General features: G+C 73.3%; 20 protein-coding genes. 10 read left to right on the top strand and 10 right to left on the bottom strand.

Translation table 11 applies throughout. From position 1 onward, the window contains the following. The first annotated feature begins 1 nt into the window (after position 1). The 3 genes from ABZY20_RS19485 (at position 2) to cimA (ending at position 3645) form a co-directional block, all read left to right on the top strand. Entirely contained in the window at positions 2–1078 is a 1077-nt protein-coding gene (locus tag ABZY20_RS19485; protein ID WP_356442752.1) for an agmatine deiminase family protein, read from the top strand. Positions 1079–1086: 8 nt separating this feature from the next. Continuing rightward, a complete protein-coding gene (locus ABZY20_RS19480) occupies positions 1087–1692 on the top strand; it encodes a TetR/AcrR family transcriptional regulator (protein ID WP_356442751.1) in 606 nt (201 codons plus the stop codon). Positions 1693–2040: 348 nt separating this feature from the next. Next, positions 2041–3645, top strand: coding sequence for a citramalate synthase (gene cimA, locus ABZY20_RS19475; protein WP_356442750.1), 1605 nt, complete (start codon positions 2041–2043; stop codon positions 3643–3645). A 24-nt stretch (positions 3646–3669) separates the two neighbouring features. Here cimA and ABZY20_RS19470 read toward each other — a convergent pair whose 3' ends face one another. Continuing rightward, entirely contained in the window at positions 3670–4356 is a 687-nt protein-coding gene (locus ABZY20_RS19470) for an SLATT domain-containing protein (protein WP_356442749.1), read from the bottom strand. A gap of 154 nt (positions 4357–4510) precedes the next feature. Here ABZY20_RS19470 and ABZY20_RS19465 point away from each other — a divergent pair, with 154 nt between their 5' ends. Continuing rightward, the gene (locus ABZY20_RS19465) at positions 4511–5848 is read left to right on the top strand and encodes a hypothetical protein (RefSeq protein ID WP_356442748.1); all 1338 of its coding nucleotides are present in this window, start codon (positions 4511–4513) and stop codon (positions 5846–5848) included. Positions 5849–6181: 333 nt separating this feature from the next. On the opposite strand, the gene ABZY20_RS19460 is transcribed toward ABZY20_RS19465, so the two are convergent. Both ABZY20_RS19460 and ABZY20_RS19455 read right to left on the bottom strand, forming a co-directional pair. Further along, entirely contained in the window at positions 6182–7363 is a 1182-nt protein-coding gene (locus ABZY20_RS19460) for a Cmx/CmrA family chloramphenicol efflux MFS transporter (protein ID WP_356442747.1), read from the bottom strand. Positions 7364–7528: 165 nt separating this feature from the next. Then, entirely contained in the window at positions 7529–8467 is a 939-nt protein-coding gene (locus tag ABZY20_RS19455) for a DMT family transporter (protein ID WP_356442746.1), read from the bottom strand. 71 nt (positions 8468–8538) lie between these two features. Here ABZY20_RS19455 and ABZY20_RS19450 point away from each other — a divergent pair, with 71 nt between their 5' ends. Beyond that, the gene (locus tag ABZY20_RS19450; RefSeq protein ID WP_356442745.1) at positions 8539–9132 is read left to right on the top strand and encodes a helix-turn-helix domain-containing protein; all 594 of its coding nucleotides are present in this window, start codon (positions 8539–8541) and stop codon (positions 9130–9132) included. Between the two features lie 215 nt (positions 9133–9347). Here the strand turns inward: ABZY20_RS19450 and ABZY20_RS19445 are convergent, their stop codons facing one another. Continuing rightward, positions 9348–10133, bottom strand: a complete 786-nt coding sequence (locus tag ABZY20_RS19445; protein WP_356442744.1) for a serine protease — start codon at positions 10131–10133, stop codon at positions 9348–9350. Between the two features lie 218 nt (positions 10134–10351). After that, a complete protein-coding gene (locus ABZY20_RS19440; protein WP_356442743.1) occupies positions 10352–10957 on the bottom strand; it encodes a YceI family protein in 606 nt (201 codons plus the stop codon). 135 nt (positions 10958–11092) lie between these two features. On the opposite strand from ABZY20_RS19440, the gene ABZY20_RS19435 reads away from it, so the two are divergent. Further along, positions 11093–12382: a glycosyltransferase gene (locus ABZY20_RS19435; RefSeq protein ID WP_356442742.1), complete on the top strand. Its 1290-nt coding sequence runs from the start codon at positions 11093–11095 to the stop codon at positions 12380–12382. Positions 12383–12590: 208 nt separating this feature from the next. Here the strand turns inward: ABZY20_RS19435 and ABZY20_RS19430 are convergent, their stop codons facing one another. Both ABZY20_RS19430 and hpnR read right to left on the bottom strand, forming a co-directional pair. After that, positions 12591–13478, bottom strand: coding sequence for a DMT family transporter (locus ABZY20_RS19430; RefSeq protein ID WP_356442741.1), 888 nt, complete (start codon positions 13476–13478; stop codon positions 12591–12593). A gap of 15 nt (positions 13479–13493) precedes the next feature. Beyond that, positions 13494–14993, bottom strand: coding sequence for a hopanoid C-3 methylase HpnR (gene hpnR, locus ABZY20_RS19425; RefSeq protein WP_356442740.1), 1500 nt, complete (start codon positions 14991–14993; stop codon positions 13494–13496). A gap of 358 nt (positions 14994–15351) precedes the next feature. On the opposite strand from hpnR, the gene ABZY20_RS19420 reads away from it, so the two are divergent. The 4 genes from ABZY20_RS19420 to ABZY20_RS19405 all read left to right on the top strand — a co-directional run bounded on the left by ABZY20_RS19420 (position 15352) and on the right by ABZY20_RS19405 (position 20651). Continuing rightward, positions 15352–16203: an SDR family NAD(P)-dependent oxidoreductase gene (locus ABZY20_RS19420; protein WP_356442739.1), complete on the top strand. Its 852-nt coding sequence runs from the start codon at positions 15352–15354 to the stop codon at positions 16201–16203. A 92-nt stretch (positions 16204–16295) separates the two neighbouring features. Next, complete coding sequence (locus tag ABZY20_RS19415; protein ID WP_356442738.1) at positions 16296–18683, top strand: polysaccharide lyase 8 family protein; 2388 nt, start codon at positions 16296–16298, stop codon at positions 18681–18683. Between the two features lie 154 nt (positions 18684–18837). Further along, positions 18838–20421, top strand: a complete 1584-nt coding sequence (locus ABZY20_RS19410) for an acyl-CoA carboxylase subunit beta (protein ID WP_356442737.1) — start codon at positions 18838–18840, stop codon at positions 20419–20421. 35 nt (positions 20422–20456) lie between these two features. Continuing rightward, complete coding sequence (locus tag ABZY20_RS19405) at positions 20457–20651, top strand: acyl-CoA carboxylase subunit epsilon (RefSeq protein ID WP_356442736.1); 195 nt, start codon at positions 20457–20459, stop codon at positions 20649–20651. Positions 20652–20822: 171 nt separating this feature from the next. On the opposite strand, the gene ABZY20_RS19400 is transcribed toward ABZY20_RS19405, so the two are convergent. The 3 genes from ABZY20_RS19400 to ABZY20_RS19390 form a co-directional block, all read right to left on the bottom strand. Continuing rightward, positions 20823–21404: an ATP/GTP-binding protein gene (locus ABZY20_RS19400; RefSeq protein WP_014675207.1), complete on the bottom strand. Its 582-nt coding sequence runs from the start codon at positions 21402–21404 to the stop codon at positions 20823–20825. Further along, positions 21385–21957, bottom strand: a complete 573-nt coding sequence (locus ABZY20_RS19395) for a DUF742 domain-containing protein (RefSeq protein WP_356442735.1) — start codon at positions 21955–21957, stop codon at positions 21385–21387. Before ABZY20_RS19395 ends, ABZY20_RS19400 begins: the two co-directional genes overlap by 20 nt. A gap of 94 nt (positions 21958–22051) precedes the next feature. Then, a complete protein-coding gene (locus tag ABZY20_RS19390; protein WP_004983065.1) occupies positions 22052–22465 on the bottom strand; it encodes a roadblock/LC7 domain-containing protein in 414 nt (137 codons plus the stop codon). Positions 22466–22472: the final 7 nt, after the last annotated feature.

The following is a 22472-nucleotide window of genomic DNA, read 5'->3' as shown; positions in this document are numbered from 1 at the left end:
CATGTCCGCAGCCGCCGACGGCTTCCGCATGCCCGCCGAATGGGCCCCGCACGAGCGCACCTGGATGGCCTGGCCGGGCCCGAACGCGACCTTCGACGACCCCGGGGAACTGGCCGCCGCCCGCCTCGCCTGGGCCGCCGTCGCCCGCGCGGTCCGCCGCTTCGAACCGGTGACGGTGGTGTGCGGCCCCGGACACTCGGGCGAGGCCCGCGCGCTGCTGGGCGAGGGGATCGACACGGTCGAGCGGGACCTCGACGACGCCTGGATGCGCGACATCGGCCCCACCTTCCTCACCGACGGGCGGGGCGGGCTGGCGGCCGTGGACTGGACGTTCAACGGCTGGGGCGCCCAGGAGTGGGCCGCCTGGGAGCACGACGCGAAGATCGCCGCGCACGTCGCCGACCTCGCGGGGGCGCGCACGTACGCCTCGCGGCTCGTCAACGAGGGCGGGGCGATCCACGTCGACGGGGAGGGCACGGTCCTGCTCACCGAGACCGTCCAGCTCGGCCCGGAGCGCAACCCCGGCTGGAGCCGGGAGCAGGTGGAGACCGAGATCCACGCCCAGCTCGGCACCCGCAAGGCGATCTGGCTGCCGCGCGGCCTGACCGGCGACTACCCTCCCCCGAGCTCTCGGCTTCGCCCGGGCAGGGGATACCCCCATCCCGGCTTCGGCACCCTGGGCCACGTCGACATCGTCGCGGCGTTCGCCCGGCCCGGCGTGGTCGTGGCGCACTCCCAGCCCGACCCTGCCCACCCCGACCACGAGGTCACCCGGGAGGTCATCGGCCTGCTGAAGGCGCAGACGGACGCCCGCGGCCGCCGCCTGGAGGTCGTCGAGGTCCCCGCCCCGACCGTGCTGGAGGCCGACGGCCACTGGGCCGACTACTCCTACATCAACCACTACCTCTGCAACGGCGGCGTGGTGCTGTGCGGCTTCGACGACCCGCGCGACGAGATCGCCGCCGGCATCTTCCGCCGGCTGTTCCCCGAGCGGACCGTGACGCTGGTGGACGCCCGTACGATCTTCGCGGGCGGTGGTGGCATCCACTGCATCACCCAGCAGCAACCGAGGACCTAGGAGCGCACATGGCCGGTGGGCGAAAGCAGGCCCCGCCCCGCGAGGACGTGCTCGCCGCCGCCATGGAGATGATCGCCGAGCGCGGCCTGGAGAAGCTCACCATGGCGGCGCTCGGCCGCGAGGTCGGGATGAGCAGCGGGCACCTGCTCTACTACTTCGGCTCCAAGGACGAACTGCTGCTGCGCACCCTGGAGTGGAGCGAGGGCCGCCTCGGCGCCGAGCGCGCCCGGCTGCTCACCCGGACCGCCCCCGCCCGCGAACGCCTCGACGCCTTCGTCGACCTGTACGTCCCCGACGGCCACCGCGACCCGCACTGGACGCTGTGGCTGGAGGTCTGGAACCGCTCGCAGAGCGCCGCCGCAGACGCGGAGGCCCGGGACCGGCAGGCCGCCATCGAGGGCGCCTGGCACCGCGACCTGGTCGCCCTGCTCGCCGAGGGCGTCTCCCGGGCGGAGTTCCGCCGCGTCGACCCGGACCGCTTCGCCGCCCGGCTGCGGGCGCTGCTGGACGGCTTCTCCATCCACGTCGCGATCGGGCTGCGCGGCACCGACCGGGCCCAGGTCCTGCGCCACGTGCACGAGTTCCTCGCCGACAGCCTCCTGGCGGACGCCTGAACGGCAGGTGCGGGCGCCTCGCCCGTCCCGTCCGTCACGCGACGTGACCGACCGCATCCTGAGACAAACGTGAGCCGGATGCGGGGGTTGTGCCAGACTGCCCCCGTGCTCTCGTTCGCCATGATTATCGGCAGCAGGCGCGCCGGTCCGCAGTGACCGCCACGTACGACCAGGTACGGGCGGACACCGTCGTCCTCGACCCGCGCGCAGACCTCTCGCACCCGCGAGGGGTTTTTCGCTTTTCTGGCCCACCCGCAGTCAGGAGCGAGAGCGCGAGGGAGTATGTGAGGGCGGTGGAGCCGGTCATTCCGGTACGACCGAGATTCAATCCTCAGGAGCCTTGAGACCATGACCGCAAGCAGCGAGCTCGACGATTCGTTCCACGTCTTCGACACCACCCTGCGCGACGGCGCCCAGCGGGAGGGCATCAACCTCACCGTCGCCGACAAGCTCGCCATCGCTCGGCACCTGGACGACTTCGGCGTGGGATTCATCGAGGGCGGCTGGCCCGGCGCGAACCCCCGCGACACCGAGTTCTTCGCCCGTGCCCGGGACGAGATCGACTTCCGGCACGCCCAGCTGGTCGCGTTCGGCTCCACCCGCCGGGCCGGCACGACCGCCGCTGAGGACCCGCAGGTCAGAGCGCTGCTGGAGTCCGGCGCGCCGGTGGTCACGCTGGTCGCGAAGTCGCACGACCGCCATGTCGAGCTCGCCCTGCGCACCACCCTGGACGAGAACCTGGCCATGGTCCGCGACACCGTCTCCTTCCTGACGGAGCAGGGCCGGAGGGTCTTCGTCGACTGCGAGCACTTCTTCGACGGCTACCGGGCCAACCCCGAGTACGCGAAGTCCGTGGTCCGCACGGCGTCCGAGGCCGGCGCGGACGTGGTGATCCTCTGCGACACCAACGGCGGCATGCTGCCGGCCCAGGTCCAGGCGGTCGTCTCCACGGTCCTGGCGGACACCGGCGCCCGGCTCGGCATCCACGCCCAGGACGACACGGGCTGCGCGGTCGCCAACACCCTCGCCGCCGTCGACGCGGGCGCCACGCACGTGCAGTGCACCGCCAACGGCTACGGCGAGCGCGTCGGCAACGCCAACCTCTTCCCGGTCGTGGCCGCCCTGGAGCTGAAGTACGGCAAGAAGGTCCTGCCCGACGGGCACCTGCGCGAGATGACGCGGATCTCCCACGCCATCGCCGAGGTCGTCAACCTCACGCCCTCCACGCACCAGCCCTACGTCGGCCTCTCCGCCTTCGCCCACAAGGCCGGCCTGCACGCCTCCGCCATCAAGGTCGACCCCGACCTGTACCAGCACATCGACCCCGAGCAGGTCGGCAACACCATGCGGATGCTGGTCTCCGACATGGCCGGGCGCGCCTCCGTCGAGCTCAAGGGCAAGGAGCTCGGCGTCGACCTCGGCGACGACCGCGAGCTGGTCGGCCGGGTGGTCGACCGCGTCAAGGAGCGCGAGCTCGAGGGCTACACCTACGAGGCGGCCGACGCCTCCTTCGAACTGCTGCTGCGCACCGAGGTCCAGGGCAAGCCGCTGCGCTACTTCGAGGTCGAGTCCTGGCGCGCCATCGTCGAGGACCGGCCCGACGGCTCCCACGCCAACGAGGCCACGGTCAAGCTCTGGGCCAAGGGCGAGCGCATCGTCGCCACGGCCGAGGGCAACGGCCCGGTCAACGCCCTCGACCGCGCCCTGCGCGTGGGCCTGGAGAAGATCTACCCGCAGCTCGCCAAGCTGGAGCTGGTGGACTACAAGGTCCGCATCCTGGAGGGCAGGCACGGCACCAACTCCACGACCCGCGTCCTGATCTCCACGTCCGACGGCTCGGGCGAGTGGTCCACGGTGGGGGTCGCCGAGAACGTCATCGCGGCGAGCTGGCAGGCCCTGGAGGACGCGTACACGTACGGCCTGCTGCGGGCCGGGGTGGCCCCGGCGCAGTAGCGGGCGGCCGTCGGCGGGCCCGGGTCACATCGCCGTGTCCCGGGACCGCGGGCCCGGCACGTCGCCGACCCGGTCCCGGCCGGGCACCCGGTCCAGGCGGAACAGGCCCGCGGAGTGCGGGCGCTGGCCGGCGGACGGGGAGGTGGAGCGGGTCAGCTCCTCGACGCCGTCGGCCAGGTAGCCCACCCACGCCGAGCCCTCCTCCTCGATCAGCCGCTGGGCGTCCGTGCGCAGCCGCTCGATCACCGCCAGCAGCGCGGCCTGCTCCTTGTCGCTGGGGGAGTCGGTGGTACGCAGGAACAGCTGCGCCCAGTCGGACTGCGCCTTCTTGAGGATCTGCTGCAGGGCCAGTTCGGTGCGGATGTAGCGGGTCCAGGACGCCGAGAAGCCGAAGATCCGGTCGAACAGCACGCAGCCCGCCCCGCCGGCCAGGAACACGAAGCCCCACTCGGGCTGCACGAGGGCGGGCGAGGCCGTGTGCACCAGCGGGATCAGCGTGCCGGCGATGCCCAGCAGCGCGGCGAGCGCCCGCAGCGATCGTGACCACGCCGACGGTCCCCGGCGCCTGGCCAGGTACCAGCCGATCGCGGTCGTCACCTCGGATTCCGCGTGCCGGAACAGCTCCCAGAGCAGGTCGGCCCGCGTCCGCGACCGGTCCAGCTCGGCCAGTGACGACACCGTCATGTCCGCGGCCCTGCGTCTGGTGAACATGCCTCTCATCCCGCCCCTTCTGGTGCGCCGCCTGGACCGGACCCCCGGACCGGCCCACGGCAGTGGGCCAGGGGCATCGTAGGGGCAGGGGCGTCGTGAAGTGACCACCCGGGCGGATATCCCTTTCTGTCCCGTTTCGGGTAGCTTCGAACATATGAAGGCCGCACTGGTGCGTACCGTCCTCCGTCTGCTGATCGTGCCGGTCGCCGCCGTCCTGGCGGTGCTGGCGGCCGGTGCGCCCGGTGCGCACGCGGCCACCGACCTGTCGAAGGTCGCCGACTCGCTGCGCGAGAGTCCCGTCTACGTCGATCCGGCCGCCTCCGGCGTGCTGGCCGAATCGGACGCCCAGGCGCTCGCCGACAAGATCGAGGACGCGGACAAGCCTGTCTTCGTCGCCGTCCTCCCGGCCGACTACCCCACGCAGGACCTGTTCCGGAACCTGCGTACCGAGACGGGCGTCACCGGCCTGTACGGCATCCGCCTCGGTGAGGAGTTCGACGCCCGCGCCGACAGCTCCGTGATGAGCCGCCAGGCGGTGTCCAACCTGGTCACGGCCGTACAGGACTCCGGCGACGCCAAGGCCCAGCTCAACGACTTCGTCGACGACGCCCTGCGGAACATGGGCGGGTCGGCGCCGGGCAGCTGGGGCGACGGCTCGGGCGGCGACGTGCCGGTCGGCGGCCTGATCACCGTCGGCGCCCTGGTGGCGGCCGGCGGCGCGGGCGCCTACGCCGTGGCCCGGCGCAACCGCCGCCGCCACGAGGAGGAGCAGCGGGCCGCGCTGGAGAAGCTGCGGGTCGTCGTCGACGAGGACATCACCGCGTTCGGTGAGGAGCTCGACCGCCTCGACTTCCACCCCGGGGAACCCGGCGCCGACGACGCGATGCGCGGCGACTACGAACGCGCCCTCGACGCCTACGAACAGGCGAAGTCCCTGATGGCGGCCGCCACGCGACCGGAGGACGTCAAGGCCGTCACCGAGGCCGTCCAGGACGGCCGGTTCTCCCTCGCGCGGCTCGACGCCCGCCGCACGGGCAGCCCACTGCCGGAGCGCCGCCCGCCCTGCTTCTTCGATCCGCGTCACGGCCCCTCGGTCGCGGACGCGAGCTGGACGCCGCCCGGCGGCACCACGCGCGACGTCCCGGTCTGCGCGGCCGACCAGCGGCGGCTCGCCGAGGGCCGTGACCCCGCGATCCGCGAGGTCGACACCGAGACCGGCCGCCGCCCGTACTGGGAGGCGGGCCCGGCCTACGGCCCCTGGGCGGGCGGCTACTTCGGCGGCGGCCTCCTGCCCGGCCTCCTCGTCGGCACCATGCTCGGCAGCATGATGGCCGGCCCCGCCTACGCGGCCGACTACGGCTCCGGCTACGGCGACTTCGGCGGCTACGAGGGCGGCGACGTCTCCGGCGCCGACTTCCACACCGGCGATTTCGGCGGCGGCTTCGGCGGCGGCGACTTCGGCGGGGGAGGGGACTTCGGCGGCGGATTCTGACGGCAGACCATCGGAGGGGGATTTCGGGCAGCGGCCGGTGTGCCCCTCGGGCGGTGGGGCGGCGGTCGCGTGATGCCGCGAAGTGTTCCGCCGACGCGAGCCGTCGGGGTGTTGGGCTCGCGCGGCCGTGGTGCCCTGCGAGCTTCGAGATTCCGGCCGCGCGGTGCTGCGCATGGATCCCCAGTTCTCGCAGTGCGATGCGCCGCTGCCGCTGCCCGGGCGGCGGCGGCCCGGCGGCGCCGTGTCGCTCAAGGGCGCTCACCGGCTCGCGGACCGCCGCCCCGCTCCCGAGACGTCAACGCCGGAACGGCGCCGCCACCCGCTCCCGCGACGTCAACGCCGGATCGGCTCCCGGCACGGAACCCGCTCCCGCCACCGCGACGCCGCCACCCCCGCAACGGCCACCGTGAACGCCAGCGCCACCAGCCCCGCGCTGACCCACACCGGCCCCCGGTATCCGAGACCGGCGTCGATCGCCGTGCCGCCGGCCCACGGACCCACCGCGGCGCCCACGTTGAACGCGGCCGTGGCGAAGCCGCCGGCCAGCGTCGGTGCCCCGGGCGCCGCGTACAGGGCCTGGGAGATCAGCGTCGCGCCGACGCCGAACGACAGCGCCCCCTGCGCGAGGACCAGCGCCAGCACCGGGACCGGGTGCCCGGCGCCGAGGGCCAGCAGGCACCAGCCCACCCCCACCGCGACGCCCCCGCAGGCCAGGAAGGTCACGGGACGCCGGTCGGCGAAGCGGCCCGCGACGGTCACGCCCGCGAACGACCCGGCGCCGAACAGCGCGAGCACCCCGGGCACCCAGCCGCGGTCGAGCCTTGTCACCTCGGTGACCAGCGGCGCGAGATAGGTGAAGGTGCAGAAGGTCGCGCCGTTGACGAGGCAGCCCAGGAGCAGGGTGACGAGCAGCCGCGGATCGCGCAGCGACCGCAGCTCACCGCGCAGCGCGGGTGCCGTGCCCCCGGCCGCGCCACCCGGCACGGACCGCGCCACCGCCACCAGCGCGGGCAGCGACACCAGCGCCACGGCCCAGAACGCCGTCCGCCACCCCCACAGCGAGCCCAGCACCGCCCCGGCCGGCACCCCGGCCACGCAGGCCAGCGTCACCCCGCCCAGCAGCACCGACGTCGCCCGGCCCTTCGCGTCGGCCGGGACCATGCCCACGGCGGCGACGAGGGCGACGGCGAGGAAACCGGCCCCGGCGAGCGCCGCCACCACCCGGGTGGCCAGCAGCACCGCGAAACGGTCCGTGAGAGCGCCCACGACGTGCGCGGCGAGGAACACGACGAGGAACGCCAGCAGCGCACCGCGCCGCGGCCAGCGCCGGGCGAGCCCGGCGACGAGCGGCGCCCCGACGGCCATCCCCACGGCGAAGGCGGAGGTCAGCGCCCCCGCGGCGGGGACGGAGACCCCCAGGTCCCGCGCGATGCCCGGCACCAGCCCGGACAGCATGAACTCGGACGTGCCCTGCGCGAACACGGCAAGGCCCAGCAAGAAGACAGCGAACGGCATGAAGGAACTCCGCACCCGTAAGTCGACGACGGATCAGAACACGTCGGACGGCGCACCGGCAGCGGAGCGAGCGGGCCTCAGCGGCCCGGCATCGGCGTCACGGACAGCCACCGGAGAGCCGGTGGCCGTGGTCTGGACGCTTCGGGGCTGGACACGGACGGCACGTTAGGCGCGCCCGGGTGACCGGGTCCAGTGGTTTTCCCGGCGCCCGCCCCGGGCGGCGGTCAGCCCGGGGTCCCCCCGTCCGCCGCCCCGGTGCACGACCACGACGGCCGCCAGGCAGACGGCCAGCCCGGCGGCGGTCCTGAACCCGAACGGCTCGCCGAACATCAGCGCGCCCCAGACGGCCGTCACGGGGGCCATGAGGAACATCAGCGTGTTGACCCTGGTGACGCCCGAGCGTTCCAGGATGAGCCAGTACAGCCCGTACCCGCCGAACGTGGACAGGCCCACCAGCCAGGCGACGGCCAGCCAGAAACCGCCCTCGGCGGGAGGCGCAGCGGCCCCGGCGGCCAGCGCCAGGGCGCTGAAGAGGACCGCGCTGGTGACGCAGTGGATCGTCAGCGAAACCGAGGGCGCGACCCGCACCGGGGACCGGCTCTCCAGGAACGTCGCCGCGACCAGCGCGAGCATGCCGAGCAGCGGGACGGTGTACGCCCACCAGGCCACGCCGTGGCCCGCCGCCGCGTCGGCCAGGGTGACCAGGGCGACGCCGCTCAGCCCCAGGGCCAGCCCGGCCCACTGCCGGCCCGACACGTACTGCCCGAGCAGCGGCCCCGCGAGGGCCCCGGCGACCAGCGGCTGCACGCCGTCGACCAGGGCGGTCGTGCCGCTGGAGACGCCGAGCTGGATCGCGTGGTAGACGCTGAGCAGATAGCCGCTCTGCGACAGCACGCCGATGACCGCCTGGCGGGTCACGTCCCGGGCGGTGAGCCCCCGCCAGGCTCCGCGCAGCACCACGGCGACGGCGAGGAGGACGACGGCCAGCGGCAGGAACCGCCACATCAGCACCGTGATCGCGGACGCGCTGCCCGCGCCGAGCTTGGCCCCGATGAAGCCGGAACTCCAGCACAGGACGAAGGCGAGGGAGAGCAGGATGTTCACGGCATCACACCCAGTAGACAGATCGGTATACCTGTTCTCCGGCCACTATACAGATCGGTATAGTGGGCGTCATGGGTACCGCCGCCGAACCGAGCCCCCGCCGGGTCATGCTGACCCCCGCGGCCCGCCGCGTCGTGGACGCCGCCACCCGGCTGTTCTACGAGCGCGGGATCCACGCCGTCGGGGTCGACCTCATCGCCGCCGAGGCCGGCGTGACCAAGAAGACGCTCTACGACCGGTTCGGCTCCAAGGAGCAGGTCGTCGTGGAGTACCTCGCGGGACGCGACGAGCGCTGGCGGGCGTTCCTCGCCGGGCACCTCGACGCGGCGGGGCCGGACCCGCGCGAGCGCGTCCTCGCCGTCTTCGACGCCTCCCGCTCCTGGGCGGAGGAACTCAGCCCCAAGGGCTGCAGCATGGTCAACGCCCACGCGGAGATCAGCGACCCCGCGCATCCGGCCCACGCGGTCATCACGGGGCAGAAGCGCTGGATGCTCGCCCTGTTCGCGCAGCTCGCCGCGGACATCGCGCCCGGGTCGGCGGACTCGCTGGCCCGCACGCTGATGCTGCTGCACGAGGGAGCCCTCGTCGCGCACGGCCTGGGCGTCTTCCCGGACGCCCTCACCCACGCCCGCGACCAGGCGGCCGCGCTGCTCGCACGCCCTTAGGGGACAGCACCTGTCCTGGTGCGGCCCTGCGGTGGCGCCATGACCGACTCCGACGGGACGAACCCGGTCCCCTTGCTCGGCGTGCTCCGCGCCCGGACCCCAGGGAGCAGATCTGCCCAAGTGGCTGCGTCAGGAGAGAAGTTGGGGTCCGGCGGGGCGCCGCGCGGAACGGGCCCGGCACCGACCGGTGCCGGGCCCGGGAGCCGTGGAGCGGTTCAGAGAGTGGCGGCCGCCGAGGCGATCGCGGAGGCGAAGGCCGAGACCTCCGTGTACACGCCGGGGGCCTCGGGCCGGGCGCAGCCCTCGCCCCAGCTCACGATGCCGACCTGGATCCAGTCGCCGGCGTTGTCCTTGCGGAACATCGGGCCGCCGGAGTCGCCCTGGCAGGTGTCCACGCCGCCCGCGTCGAAGCCGGCGCAGATCTCCTCGCCGGCGACGAGACCGCTGTAGAGGCCGCCGTAGGCCTTGCAGGCGGCGTCGCTGACGAAGGGCACGGTCGCCTTCAGCAGGTAGCGCTGCTGGGAGCCGCCCTCGCGGTTCGCGCCCCAGCCGGCGACGGTGAAGTCACCGGTGTTGTACTGCGCGGTGGTGGCGATCTTCAGGGTCGGCAGGTTGATGGGCTGGGCGAGCTTGATGAGCGCCCAGTCCTTGCCGGTGCCGTTGTAGCCGGGCGCGCGCAGCACCTTCGTGGAGCGGACCTGGACCCGGCCGCTGGTCGACTGGAGGTCGACGACCCCGGCGGTGGCCGTGATGCCGGTGTTGGCGCCGGACCGGCCCACGCAGTGCGCGGCGGTGAGCACGATCTGCTGGGTGTAGAGCGCGCCGCCGCAGCCCATGGACAGCCGCACCATGAACGGGAACTCGCCCTGTGCGGCGCGGGTTCCGCCGACGACGGGCGAGGGGGCGGCCTGTGCCGCGGAGACGGGCTGGAGGCTGACGATCGCGAGAGCGGCGGCGCCGAGGACCGCGCATCTCTTGAGCGCGGTGAGGAGTCTCTTCAACGTGATGCCTTCCGTGGGGGGTTGACTGGGGAGGTGCAACCGAGACATCAGATTGACGAGCACATGACAGCAGCATGGGAAAAAAGAACGTCCATGTACTGGCATGGACTGGTCAAAATTCTGCTGCTGGATTATGGGAAGGCCGACGGTTCTCACGCAAGGGGCACGATCCGGCCAGTCCGGCCCGGTGCGAGGTCACCGGGCCGGACGCCGCCGGCTCACGCGGTGCGGATCGCGGAGATGTCGAAGCTCAGCTTGATCTTGTCGGAGACCAGGACGCCACCGGTCTCCAGCGCGGCGTTCCAGGTCAGGCCCCAGTCGGAGCGCAGGATCTCCGCCTTGCCCTCGAAGCCCACGCGCTCGTTGCCGAACGGGTCCTTCGCGGCGCCGTTGAACTCCAGGTCGATGGAGAGCGGGCGGGTGGTGCCGAGGATCGTCAGGTCGCCGGTGATCCGGTAGTCGCCGCCGCCCAGGTCCTCCGCCCCGGTGGAGCGGAACGTCATGGCCGGGAACTCGTCCGCCTTGAAGAAGTCCGCGCTCTTGAGGTGGCCGTCACGGTCGGCGTTGCCGGTCTCGATGCTGTCCATCACGACGTCCAGGGAGGCCGTGGACCGCGAGGGGTCGGTGCCGTCGAGGTGGAGCGTCCCGGAGAACTCCTGGAAGCTGCCCTTGACGTTGGTGACCATGGCGTGCCGGGCGGTGAAGCCGAGCGTCGAGTGCGCGGGGTCGATCGTGTAGTCGCCGGTCAGGGCGGCGAGGTCCGGGTTCGCGGCGGCGGTGGGGGCGGGGGCGGTCGCGGTGTCCTTGCGGCTGAAGATGCTCATGTCGTGCTCCTTCGGGGAGTAAGTTGAACGTTGAACTTCTTAACGGGTCCCACCGTAGACCTATTCCGTTCAACTTTCAACAGTTCTGCGGGGGTGTCGCGGTTGGACCCGCGGCCCGGGTGGTACCCGGGGCCCGTGACCTCGGTCGCGGTACTGGTCGAGCTCCTGCGCGGCGGCCCCTCGGGCGGCCATGTGAAGTGCTGGGAGCACTTCGCCCGGAGCGCCTCCCGGCTGCCGGCCGACGCCCGGCGCGGACTCGACCTGACCGTCTACTTCCTCGGCGAACGCGAACGGGTCGAGGTCCTCTCCCCCCACGTGCGCCTCGCCATGCTCCGCCCGGTGCTCGGCACGGGCGCCCTCACCTCGGCCGACGGCGCCGAGGACATCACCGACCTGGTCCCGTACCACCCCCGGCTCGCCGCCCTGCTGCCGCGCCACGACGTCTGGCACCTCACGCACTGCTTCGCCTACGCCACCACCGCCGTCCGTCTCGCCCGGCGGCGCGCCCGCACCGCCGCCCCGCAGCCCCGGCTGCTCGGCTCCGTGCACACCGACGTGCCGCGGCTGGCCTCGGTCTACGTCCGCTATCTGGCCGGCCGGTGGCTGCCCGGGGACCCCCCGGCGGCGGGCGGCTTCCTGGCGGACCACGCGGAGACCTGGCTGCGCCGGCGGCAGGGCCGGCTCCTGGAGTGCTGCGAACGGGTGCTGGTCCCGACTCCGGCGGGCCGCCGGGAACTCGCCCGTACGCTCGGACCGCACCGGGTCGGCCTGCTGCGCCGGGGCATCGACCACGACCGCTTCCGCCCCGACCCGGCGGCACGCGCCCGGCTCGTCCGGGAGTACGGCGTGCCGTCCGACCGTCCGCTGGTGCTGTTCGCGGGGCGGGTCGACGCGACGAAGGGCGTGCCGCTGCTGGCCGAGAGCATGCGGCTGCTGCGCGAACGGGGCCGGGCCGCGCACCTCGTCATGGCCGGTGCGGGCGCGGAGACGGAGTCCGTCGGCGCCCTTCTCGGCGACGGCGTCAGCCTGCTCGGCCCGCTCCCGCAGGACCGGCTGGCCCGGGTGTACGCGGGCTGCGACGTCTTCGCGTTCCCGTCGCGCACCGAGACCAGCGGCAACGTCGTCGCCGAGGCCATGGCGAGCGGCCTCGCGGTCGTGCTGCCCGAGGGCGCGCACACCACGCACTGGCTCACCGCGCCGGGCCGTGACGGCGTCGTCGTACGCCACGACGACCCGGGGGAGTGGGCGGACGCCCTGGGCGCGCTCGTCGACCGGCCGCGCCTGCTGACGGCCCTGCGCCGCCGCGCGGCCACCACGGCCCGCGAGACCCACCCCTCCTGGGACCGCGTACTGGCGGAGGACCTCCTGCCCGTCTGGCTCCCCCGCGTCCCGTCCCGACGCGGGGAGAGCGCGGGGAGGAGGTGAGGGACGCGCCCCTTCGGCACAGCGGTGTGCCGAGGAGCCTGCGCGGGGACGCGGTCGAGCGGGCCGGGGGCAGGGGCAGAGGCCGTACCTGAGAGGGCCCCGGGCACGGGAGCCGGGTCACTGAGACCGTGGCCGGGCGGTGCAGACGGGCTGGCTGCGCGACGCCCTCCGCCACGCGCGGCTCGTCGGCCCCCCCCGCCCCGGCTCCTCACCCCCGCCTCCCCGCCTCCCCGGCCCCCCGCCCCCGCAGCGCGGCGATCAGCGGTGACGAGTCCAGGCTCGCGATGCCCGCGACGACCAGCGCCAGTCCCGCCACCGTCACCGCCGACACCGGCCAGCCCGTGTGGATCGACTCGCCGAACACCGCGGTGCCCACCGTCACGGCGACCACCGGCTCCGTGGCGTCCAGCACCGTCATGCTCGCCGCCAGCGGGCCCTGCTGGAACGCGCTCTGGATGAGGAGCAGGCCGCAGACGCTCGCGAGGACGAGGGCGTAGGTCTGCCAGGCCGTGAGGGCGGCGAGCAGGCCGTGGCGCAGGCGGTCCACCGTCGCCGCGAGGAGGACGGACTGGGTGCCCATCACCACCCCGGCCGCCAGCGCCGTCGCCGAGGCCCGCCACGGGCCGGACAGCAGCCGTGCCGCCGCCAGCGCACCGCACACCAGCCCGGCGCCCGCGCCCAGCACCAGCAGCCAGGACAGCGCGTCCGCCGCGTCCGGACGGCCACCGTGCGGCCTGGCCGAGACCAGGGCCAGTGCCAGCCCGGCCGCCACCGCCAGCGTGCCGAACCACTCGCGGCGCCCCAGCCGCATCCGGCGCAGCCGGGCCGACAGCGGTACGGCGAAGACCAGTTCGGCGACGATCAGCGGCTGCACCAGGCTCAGCGGCCCGTACGCGAGCGCCAGCGACTGGAAGCCGTAGGCCACCACGGCCAGGCCGATGCCGGTCAGCCACACCCGGTCGCGGGCCAGCCGGCCCAGCAGCCGCGGCGACAGCGCCTCCGTGTCCGGGCGGGCGCCCGCCGCCCACTGCTGGAGCACACCGGCCACGGCGAAGCACACGCCGGCGGCGAGGGAGGCCGCGACCGCGATCGGCATGCCGGTCCGGCGGTGCTACTCGGTGGCCCGGCGGGAGGGCGCGCCGGGGGACGCGCCCCGGGTGTGCACGTACAGCCGCCGCCGGTCGCCGACGTCGAGGCGCTGCGGCAGCGGCAGTTCGTAGCGCACCGGCATGCTGTGGTCGGCGAACTGCCGGCGCGGGTTGTAGACCTGGTTGAACTTCCACAGCATGCGCGCGAAGTTGGTCTGCCCGTGCAGCAGGTTGCGGCCCAGCACCCGGGCCGCGCCGAAGGCGGTGCGCAGGCCCAGGTGCTTGCGGTTGATGACGGCCTGGGTGCGGACCAGTTCCTCGTAGAAGCGCTCCAGCGGGAGCGTGGTGGGCACCACCGCGTGCTGGATGTCGAAGAGGCGGTAGTCGCGGGTGGTCAGGCGCCGCGACTCGGTGTGCCAGATCTCCGTGCCGGGGTACGGCGTCATCACCGTGAAGTGCACGATCTCCGGCACCGCCATCGCGAACTCCCGTACCACCCGGAAGCGTTCCTCGTCCCAGGCCGGGTCCACGATGAGGTTGATGGCGACCTTGATGCCGAGGCGGCGGGCGACCTGGAGGGCGCGGAGGTTCTCGTCCGGGCTGACCCGCTTGCGGTACAGCTCCAGCCCTTCCGCGTCGATGGCCTCCATCCCGAGGAACATGTACTCCAGCCCCAGCCGCGCCCACCGCTCGAACACCTCGGGGTGGCGCAGCAGGACGTCGCTGCGGGTCTCCAGGTAGTAGCTCTTGCGGATGCGGCGCCGCTCCACCTCCGCGGCGATCGCGTTCCCGTGCTCGGGGCGGATGAAGGCCACGTCGTCGACGATGAAGACGTTCGGCTCCCTGATGTTCTGCAGGTCGTCGGCCGCCGCCTCCGGCGACGCCTTGCGGTAGCTGCGGCCGTAGAAGGTCCACGCCGAGCAGAACGAGCAGTCCCAGGGGCAGCCGCGGGTGAACTCGATGGAGGCGCACGGGTCGAGCTCGCCGATGAAGTAGCGCCGGCGGGAGCGCATCAGGTCCCGCGCGGGCAGCGGCTCGTCGATGCTGTGCAGCATCAGCGGGGCCGGGCCCCGGCCGGCGGTCGTGACGATCCCGGGCACGTCCTGCACGCCGCCGTCCCGGACCGCCTCCAGCAGGGGCGCGATCGCCGGTTCGCCCTCGCCGCGCACCACCGCGTCGACCGCGCCCTCGGCCTGCTCCAGCACCTCCTCGGCGACGAAGGAGACGCTGTGCCCGCCCAGGAAGACGAAGCAGCCCGGCACGGCCTGCTTCACCTCGGCGGCCAGGTCGATGGCCTCGGGGATGTTCGCCAGGTAGTTGAGCGAGATGCCGAGCGCCTCAGGACGGAACGAGCGCACCTCGGCCCACAGCGAATCGAGGCTCAGCACCTGGAGGTCGACGACCCGCACCTCGTGGCCGGCCTCGCGGGCGGCGCCCGCGACCCGTTCGAGGCCCAGGGGTTCGAGCCGCAGGAAGATCTCGGAGTACATCAGGGCGCTCGGGTGGACGAGCAGTACACGCATGGACACCTCGCCACGGGAAGCCGTACCGGACACGGGGATGCTCCCTACGTAACCCCGCGCGGCCCCGCCGCGTGCGCCCCATACCGCCGCCTGGCGGCACCGCGCGGCCCGTAGGAGTGGTCCTGCCGCATCCGCCCGCCGACCGGCCCGGCCCGCGGTCGCGCACGGCACGGCGCACATCGGATCGGATGAGCCGGTGCCACGGGAACGCCCCAGCACTGGCGCACGGCCCCGCGGTGGCGGTGTCCTGGAAGGAGAAATTCCGCTTCGAGGGGTCCCCGGGGAGTCCCCGGGAGGATCCGCGTACAGGAAGACGAGTCCACGGCGAACGCAACGCACAGCGCAGGGAGACCGACTCGTGACACTCACCGGCTCCGGCCCGGCCCACGACCCACCGGCGGGCAACCCCCGACCCCGTCCCGCGGCCCCCGCCCGGGTGCGCGAGCACGGTCCCCAGCGGCGTCTGGACCGGCGCGTGGCCCTCGTCACCGGGGCCTCCTCGGGCATCGGGGCGGCCACGGCACGGCGCCTCGCCATGGACGGCTGGCAGCTGCTGCTGAGCGGACGGGACCGGCACCGCCTGGAACTGACGGCGTCCGGCACCTCGGCCGTGGTCCTGCCCGCCGACCTCGCCGCCCCGGGCGGACCGCGTCTGCTGGCCCAGTCCGCGCTGCACACGACCGGGCGCGTCGACCTCCTGGTCGCCGGGGCGGGCATCGGCTGGGCGGGCCCCTTCACCACCATGCCGCACACCGACATCGACCGGGTGATCAGCCTGGATCTCAACGCCACCCTCCACCTCGTGCGCGAGGTGCTGCCCACCATGATCGCGGCCGGCCGGGGCCGGGTGGTGCTGATCGGCTCCATCGCGGGCAGCGTCGGCGTACGGGAGGAAGCCGTGTACTCCGCCGCCAAGGCCGGCCTGGCCGCCTTCGCCGAGGCGCTGCGCCAGGAACTGCGCGGGACCGGCGTGGGCGTGACCCTCGTCGTGCCCGGTCCCGTCGACACGGCCTTCTTCACCCGCCGCGGCAAGCCCTACGACCGCTCCCACCCCCGCCCCGTCCCGCCCGGCAGCGTCGCCGACGCGGTCCTGGCGGCCGTACGCCAGGGCCGCGACGAGGCCCACGTCCCCGGCTGGCTGACCCTCCCGGCCCGCGTCCGCGGCCTCGCCCCGCGGCTGTACCGCCGCCTGCTGAACCGCTTCGGCTGACCGGCCCCCGCCGCCGCGGCCCGTTGCGCCGTCCGGGCACTCCGGCCGAATCATCCGTTCAGGTGACCGCCCGGGCGTGGTAGGGCAGGGGCATGACTCCCCAGCGCCGCGTCCTCGCCCGCCGCACGGCCCGGGCCGCCGCGCCCCTTCGCCCCAGTCGCCGCGCCCTGCTGCTGGCGGCGGCCCTGGCTGCGACCGGCGCGGCGGCTCCCGCTGCCCCGGACACGGGCGCGGGCGGCGCGGACGGCGACTCCGGCGACCCCTACGACGCCCTCCGCCGGCGCTGGCTCGCCATCACCCTCGGCGACGGCTACGACCCGGCCGCACCGCCCTACGCCTCCCGGCTCGCCGAGACCGGCACGCTCGCCCGCGCGCTGCGCGCCACCATGAGCCCCGCGCCCGGCTCCCTCTGGCCGGGGCGGCCCTTCGACCCGCCGGCCGGCATCACCCTCAGCTACGGCCGGCTGTGGACCATGACCCAGGCCTGGGCCCAGCCCGGCACCGGCTCGACCGCCGACCCGGGCCTGCTGGCCGACGTCCTGCGCGGCCTCGACCACCTCTCGGCCACCGTCTACAACCCCTCCACCACCCGCTACGGCAACTGGTGGGAGTGGCAGATCGGCAGCCCGCGCCTGCTGCTGGACATCACCGCCGCCCTCCACGAGGAGGCGGGCGACGCCCGCGTCCGGGCCGCCTGCGCCGCCGTCGACCACTTCGTGCCCGACACGGCCCTCGGCGACTACACCGGCACCTCCACCGGCGCCAACCGCGTCGACCTGTGCCGCTCCGTCGCCCTGCGCGGCATCCTCGGCCGCACCCCCGCCAAGATCGCCCTCGCCCGCGACGCGCTCTCCCCGGTTTTCCCGTACGTCACCCTGGGCGACGGCCTCCATGCCGACGGCTCCTTCGTCCAGCACACCTGGGTCGCCTACTCGGGCACCTACGGCCAGGTCCTCCTCGACGGCCTCGCCCGGCTCTTCGCCCTGCTCGCCGGATCGGACTGGGAGGTCACGGACCCGCGCCGGCAGATCGTCCTCGACAGCGTCGAACGCGCCTACGCGCCGCTCCTCCACGACGGCCTGGTCATGGACAGCGTCAACGGCCGTGCCGTCAGCCGCGGCCACCTCACCTCCGACGACCGCGGGATCCTGCGCAGCGACCACTACCACGGCCACCGGCTCATCGCCGCCGTCGCCCTGCTCGCGGCCGGCGCGAGCCCCGCGGAACGCGACCGCTGGCACGCCCTGATCAAGGGCTGGATCGAACGGGACACGGTGACCCCGGTCCTGACGGCACCCCAGTTCGGTGTGGCCGACCTCGCCCGGCTGCACGCCGTCGCCGCCTCACCCGCCCCGGCCGCTCCCGAACCCGCCGGGCACCACCTCTTCGCCGCCATGGACCGCGCCGTCCACCGCGGCCCCGGCTTCACCCTGAACATCGCCATGGCCAGCGACCGCATCGCCCACTACGAGTGCGGCAACGGCGAGAACCCGCGCGGCTGGCACACCGGCGCTGGCATGGTCAGCTGGTGGTCCGGCGCGAGCGACCAGTACACCGACTGGTACTGGCCCACCGTTGATCCGTACCGCCTGCCCGGCACCACCGTCTCGACCCGGCGCCTGGCCGACCGGGAGGGCGGCGAGTGGGGCACCGCCCGCCCCGACGCCCGCTGGGTCGGCGGCACCACCGACGGCACCTACGCGGCCCTCGGCCAGCACCTCAAGGGCCTCGGCTCCACGCTCCAGGCCCGCAAGTCCTGGTTCTGCCTGGCGGACGCGGTGGTCTGCCTGGGCGCCGGGATCAGCTGCGCCGACGGCGTCCCCGTCGAGACGGTCGTCGACAACCGCAACCTCGGCGAGAACGGCGCCCAGCGCTTCGTCCAGGGCCCGCACTGGGCCCACCTGGAGGACCACGGCGGCTGGGTGCTGCTCGACGGCGAGCCGGAGACCCTGCGCGAGGACCGCACGGGCGCCTGGTCCGACATCAACACCGGCGGCACCGACGAGCGCCGCACCCGCCGCTGGCAGACCCTCTGGCTCGACCACGGCACCGACCCCCGGGACGCCTCCTACGCCTACGTCCTGATGCCCGGGGCGTCCCGCCGCGCAGTCGCACGCCGCGCCGCCCGGCGCCACCGCTGGCTGTCCGTCCTCGCCAACGACGCCGCCCGGCAGGCGGTCCGGGTGCCCTCCCTCGGCGTGCTGGCCGCGAACTTCTGGCGGCCCGGCACGGCGGGCCCCCTCACCGCCTCCGCCGGAGCGAGCGTGCTGACGGTCCGCCGGGGCCGCCGCGCTACGCTCTGCGTCAGCGAGCCGCCCCGTACGGGCGAGCGCCTGGAGATCGTCTGGGACCGTCCGGTCCGCCGGGTGCTCCACGCGGACGACACGGTCGAGGTGCTCTCGACAAGCCCTCGACTGAGGCTCGGATTCACCCCGGGGACGGCATGCGGCACCCATCGGTGTGAGGTGTCCCTCGACTGAGCCGCTTGTGTGACCCCTACAAGCCGCAGGCCCTCTGAGCAGTCGAAAAGCCTGCACCCCGCCCTGGTTCTGTTCAGGGCTACCAGGAAAACACGCCGGAGACTGTGAGGAGTCGACGGCCCGCATTCCCCGGTTCTCTTCGTAAGGTCGCTACATGACCGTTTTGGATGAGGCGCCGGGTGAGCCGACCGACGCGCGCGGACGCGTGGCCGAACTGCACGAGATCCGTGCGCAGGCGGTGGCCGGACCGAGCGAGAAGGCGACCGAGGCGCAGCACGCCAAGGGCAAGCTGACCGCGCGCGAGCGCATCGACCTTCTTCTCGACCCGGACTCCTTCCGGGAGGTCGAGCAGCTGCGCCGGCACCGGGCCACGGGCTTCGGCCTGGAGACCAAGAAGCCGTACACCGACGGTGTGATCACCGGCTGGGGCACGGTGGAGGGCCGCACGGTCTTCGTCTACGCCCATGACTTCCGCATCTTCGGCGGCGCGCTGGGCGAGGCCCACGCCACCAAGATCCACAAGATCATGGACATGGCCATCGCGGCCGGTGCCCCCCTGGTCTCCCTGAACGACGGCGCCGGCGCCCGCATCCAGGAGGGCGTCTCCGCCCTCGCCGGCTACGGCGGCATCTTCCAGCGCAACACCAAGGCCTCGGGCGTGATCCCGCAGATCTCGGTGATGCTCGGCCCGTGCGCGGGCGGCGCGGCCTACAGCCCCGCCCTGACCGACTTCGTCTTCATGGTCCGCGAGACCTCGCAGATGTTCATCACCGGCCCGGACGTCGTCAAGGCGGTCACCGGTGAGGAGATCACGCAGAACGGCCTCGGCGGCGCCGACGTGCACGCCGAGACCAGCGGCGTCTGCCACTTCGCCTACGACGACGAGGAAACGTGCATCGCCGAGGTGCGCTACCTCCTGTCCCTGCTCCCGCAGAACAACCGCGAGAACCCGCCCCGCGCGGAGGCCTCCGACCCGGTCGACCGCCGCTCGGACGTGCTGCTCGACCTGGTCCCGGCGGACGGCAACCGGCCGTACGACATGGCGAAGGTCATCGAGGAGATCGTCGACGACGGCGAGTACCTGGAGGTCCACGAGCGCTGGGCCCGCAACATCATCTGCGCGCTGGGCCGGATGGACGGCCAGGTGGTCGGCATCGTGGCGAACCAGCCCCAGTCGCTGGCGGGCGTCCTGGACATCGAGGCCTCCGAGAAGGCGGCCCGCTTCGTACAGATGTGCGACGCCTTCAACATCCCGATCATCACTCTTCTGGACGTCCCCGGCTTCCTGCCGGGCGTCGACCAGGAGCACGGTGGCATCATCCGCCACGGCGCGAAGCTCCTCTACGCCTACTGCAACGCGACCGTGCCGAGGATCTCCCTGATCCTGCGGAAGGCCTACGGAGGTGCGTACATCGTCATGGACAGCCAGTCCATCGGTGCGGACCTCACCTACGCCTGGCCGACCAACGAGATCGCCGTCATGGGAGCGGAGGGCGCCGCGAACGTCATCTTCCGCCGCCAGATCGCCGAGGCGGAGGACCCCGAGGCCATGCGCGCCCGCATGGTCAAGGAGTACAAGTCCGAGCTCATGCACCCCTACTACGCGGCCGAGCGCGGCCTGGTCGACGACGTCATCGACCCCGCCGAGACCCGCGAGATCCTCATCCGCTCCCTCGCGATGCTCCAGTCCAAGCACGCCGATCTGCCGTCCCGCAAGCACGGCAACCCGCCGCAGTAACCCGGCGGACATCTCAGCCACGGAGACTGACACCCATGGACACCCCTGACATCCGCGTCGAGAAGGGCCACGCCGAGCCCGAGGAGGTCGCCGCCATCACGGCGATCCTCCTGGCCCGCGCCGCCGCCCGCCCCACGGACCCGGCCCCGGCCCACCGCGGCCGCGTGAAGGCCGGCTGGCGCCGTCTGGAACGCGAGCCCGGCTTCCGCGCCCCGCACAGCTGGCGCTGAACGCAGAACCACAAAGAAGGCCCCTCGCAGAGGGGCCTTCTTTCTTGGGGCGCGGGGCTGCATCACTGTGCGGCTCCGCCGCGCGGGCGCGACCAGCCCGCCCCCCCGCACCCGGCAACGCGACAGCCCCCGGCAGCCCAGAGGCCGCCGGGGGCTGTCCCACGGGTCGGATCAGCGCAGTCGCGCCATCAGCGCGTGCTCGACCAGCGTGATCAGCGCCGACTTCGCATCGGCCCGATGCCGGGCGTCCGTCGTGATGATGGGCGTGTCCGGGCCGATCTGCAGCGCCTCCCGGACCTCGTCCGGGGTGTACGGCTGCTGGCCGTCGAAGCCGTTCAGCGCGATGACGAACGGCAGACCCGAGTTCTCGAAGTAGTCGACGGCCGGGAAGCAGTCGGCGAGACGCCTCGTGTCGACCAGCACGATCGCGCCGATGGCGCCGCGCACCAGGTCGTCCCACATGAACCAGAAGCGGTCCTGACCGGGCGTACCGAAGAGGTACAGGATCAGGTCCTGGTCCAGGGTGATACGGCCGAAGTCCATGGCCACCGTGGTGGTGGTCTTGTCCCCGGTGTGGGTGAGGTCGTCGATCCCCGCCGAAGCGGACGTCATGACGGCCTCTGTGCGCAGCGGATTGATCTCCGAGACGGCGCCGACGAACGTGGTCTTGCCCACGCCGAAGCCGCCAGCCACCACGATCTTCGCGGACGTGGTGGAGCGGGAAGGCCCTCCGCTAGAGCTTGCGAAGTCCACTGAGCACCCTTTCGAGCAGTGTCACGTCTGGCTGGCCGCCGGCGTTCTCGTCGCCGCCGGGCTGATGGATGGCGACCAGTCCCGCCTCCGCCAAGTCGGCGACGAGGATCCTGGCCACGCCGAGAGGGATCGTCAGGAGCGCCGAGATCTCGGCGACCGACTTGATCTCCCGGCAGAGGTTGCAGATCCGCTGATGCTCGGGCAACTGGCCCTGCATCTGGTGCGGCTGCGCGGTGGTGTGCACCAGCGCCTCGATGGCGAGCTGGTAGCGCGGGCGAGTCCGGCCGCCGGTCATGGCGTACGGACGCACCAACGGGTTGTTCGACGCCCCAGCGGGCGCCGGCTCGGGGGTGCGGCGCTGCGGCTGCACGGGCTGGATGCGCGGAGCCGGCGGCTGGTCGTACGGCGACGGGCCGGGGCCCTGGGGCGCGTACGGCTGCCGGTGGCTGGGCGCGGAGGGGAAGTTGTAACGGTTCGGGTTCTGACCGTCGCCGTGACCCTGGGCAGGGTCGTACGACCAGTTGCCCGACGAACCGCCTGGGGGTGTTGCCACTTTCTCCTCCTCCGACTGTGCCTGGCACCCATCGCTGTGGAGCCGCGTCCCAAGACCTTACGGCCCCGGGACGCCAAAACGCACCGTCCGTCTGTTAGTTGAGCAGGCTGCCCTGGAGCTCCGCACGAAGGTCCGGGGTGAGGACCGTACCCGCTCGGTCCACCAACAGGGCCATCTCGTACCCGATGAGGCCGATGTCCGCCTCCGGATGTGCGAGAACCGCGAGCGAGGAGCCGTCGGAGATGGACATGATGAAGAGGAATCCCCGTTCCATCTCCACAACCGTCTGGTTCACGCTGCCGCCCTCGAAGATCCGGGACGCGCCTGCCGTCAGAGACGTCAGACCGGAGGCGACGGCCGCGAGCTGGTCGGCGCGGTCGCGGGGAAAGCCTTCGGACATCGCCAGAAGGAGTCCGTCGGCGGAGACCACCACCGTGTGGGACACCCCCGGGGTGTTGTCCACGAAGTTGGTGATCAACCAGTTCAGGTTCTGTGCCGCCTGGCTCATCGGGCTC

The sequence above is a fragment of the Streptomyces sp. NPDC006624 genome, from assembly GCF_040611555.1.
In the GTDB taxonomy this organism is placed as follows: domain Bacteria; phylum Actinomycetota; class Actinomycetes; order Streptomycetales; family Streptomycetaceae; genus Streptomyces.
The sequence above is the reverse complement of the archived record's forward strand: the minus strand, read 5'-3'. Positions and strand labels throughout refer to the sequence as shown.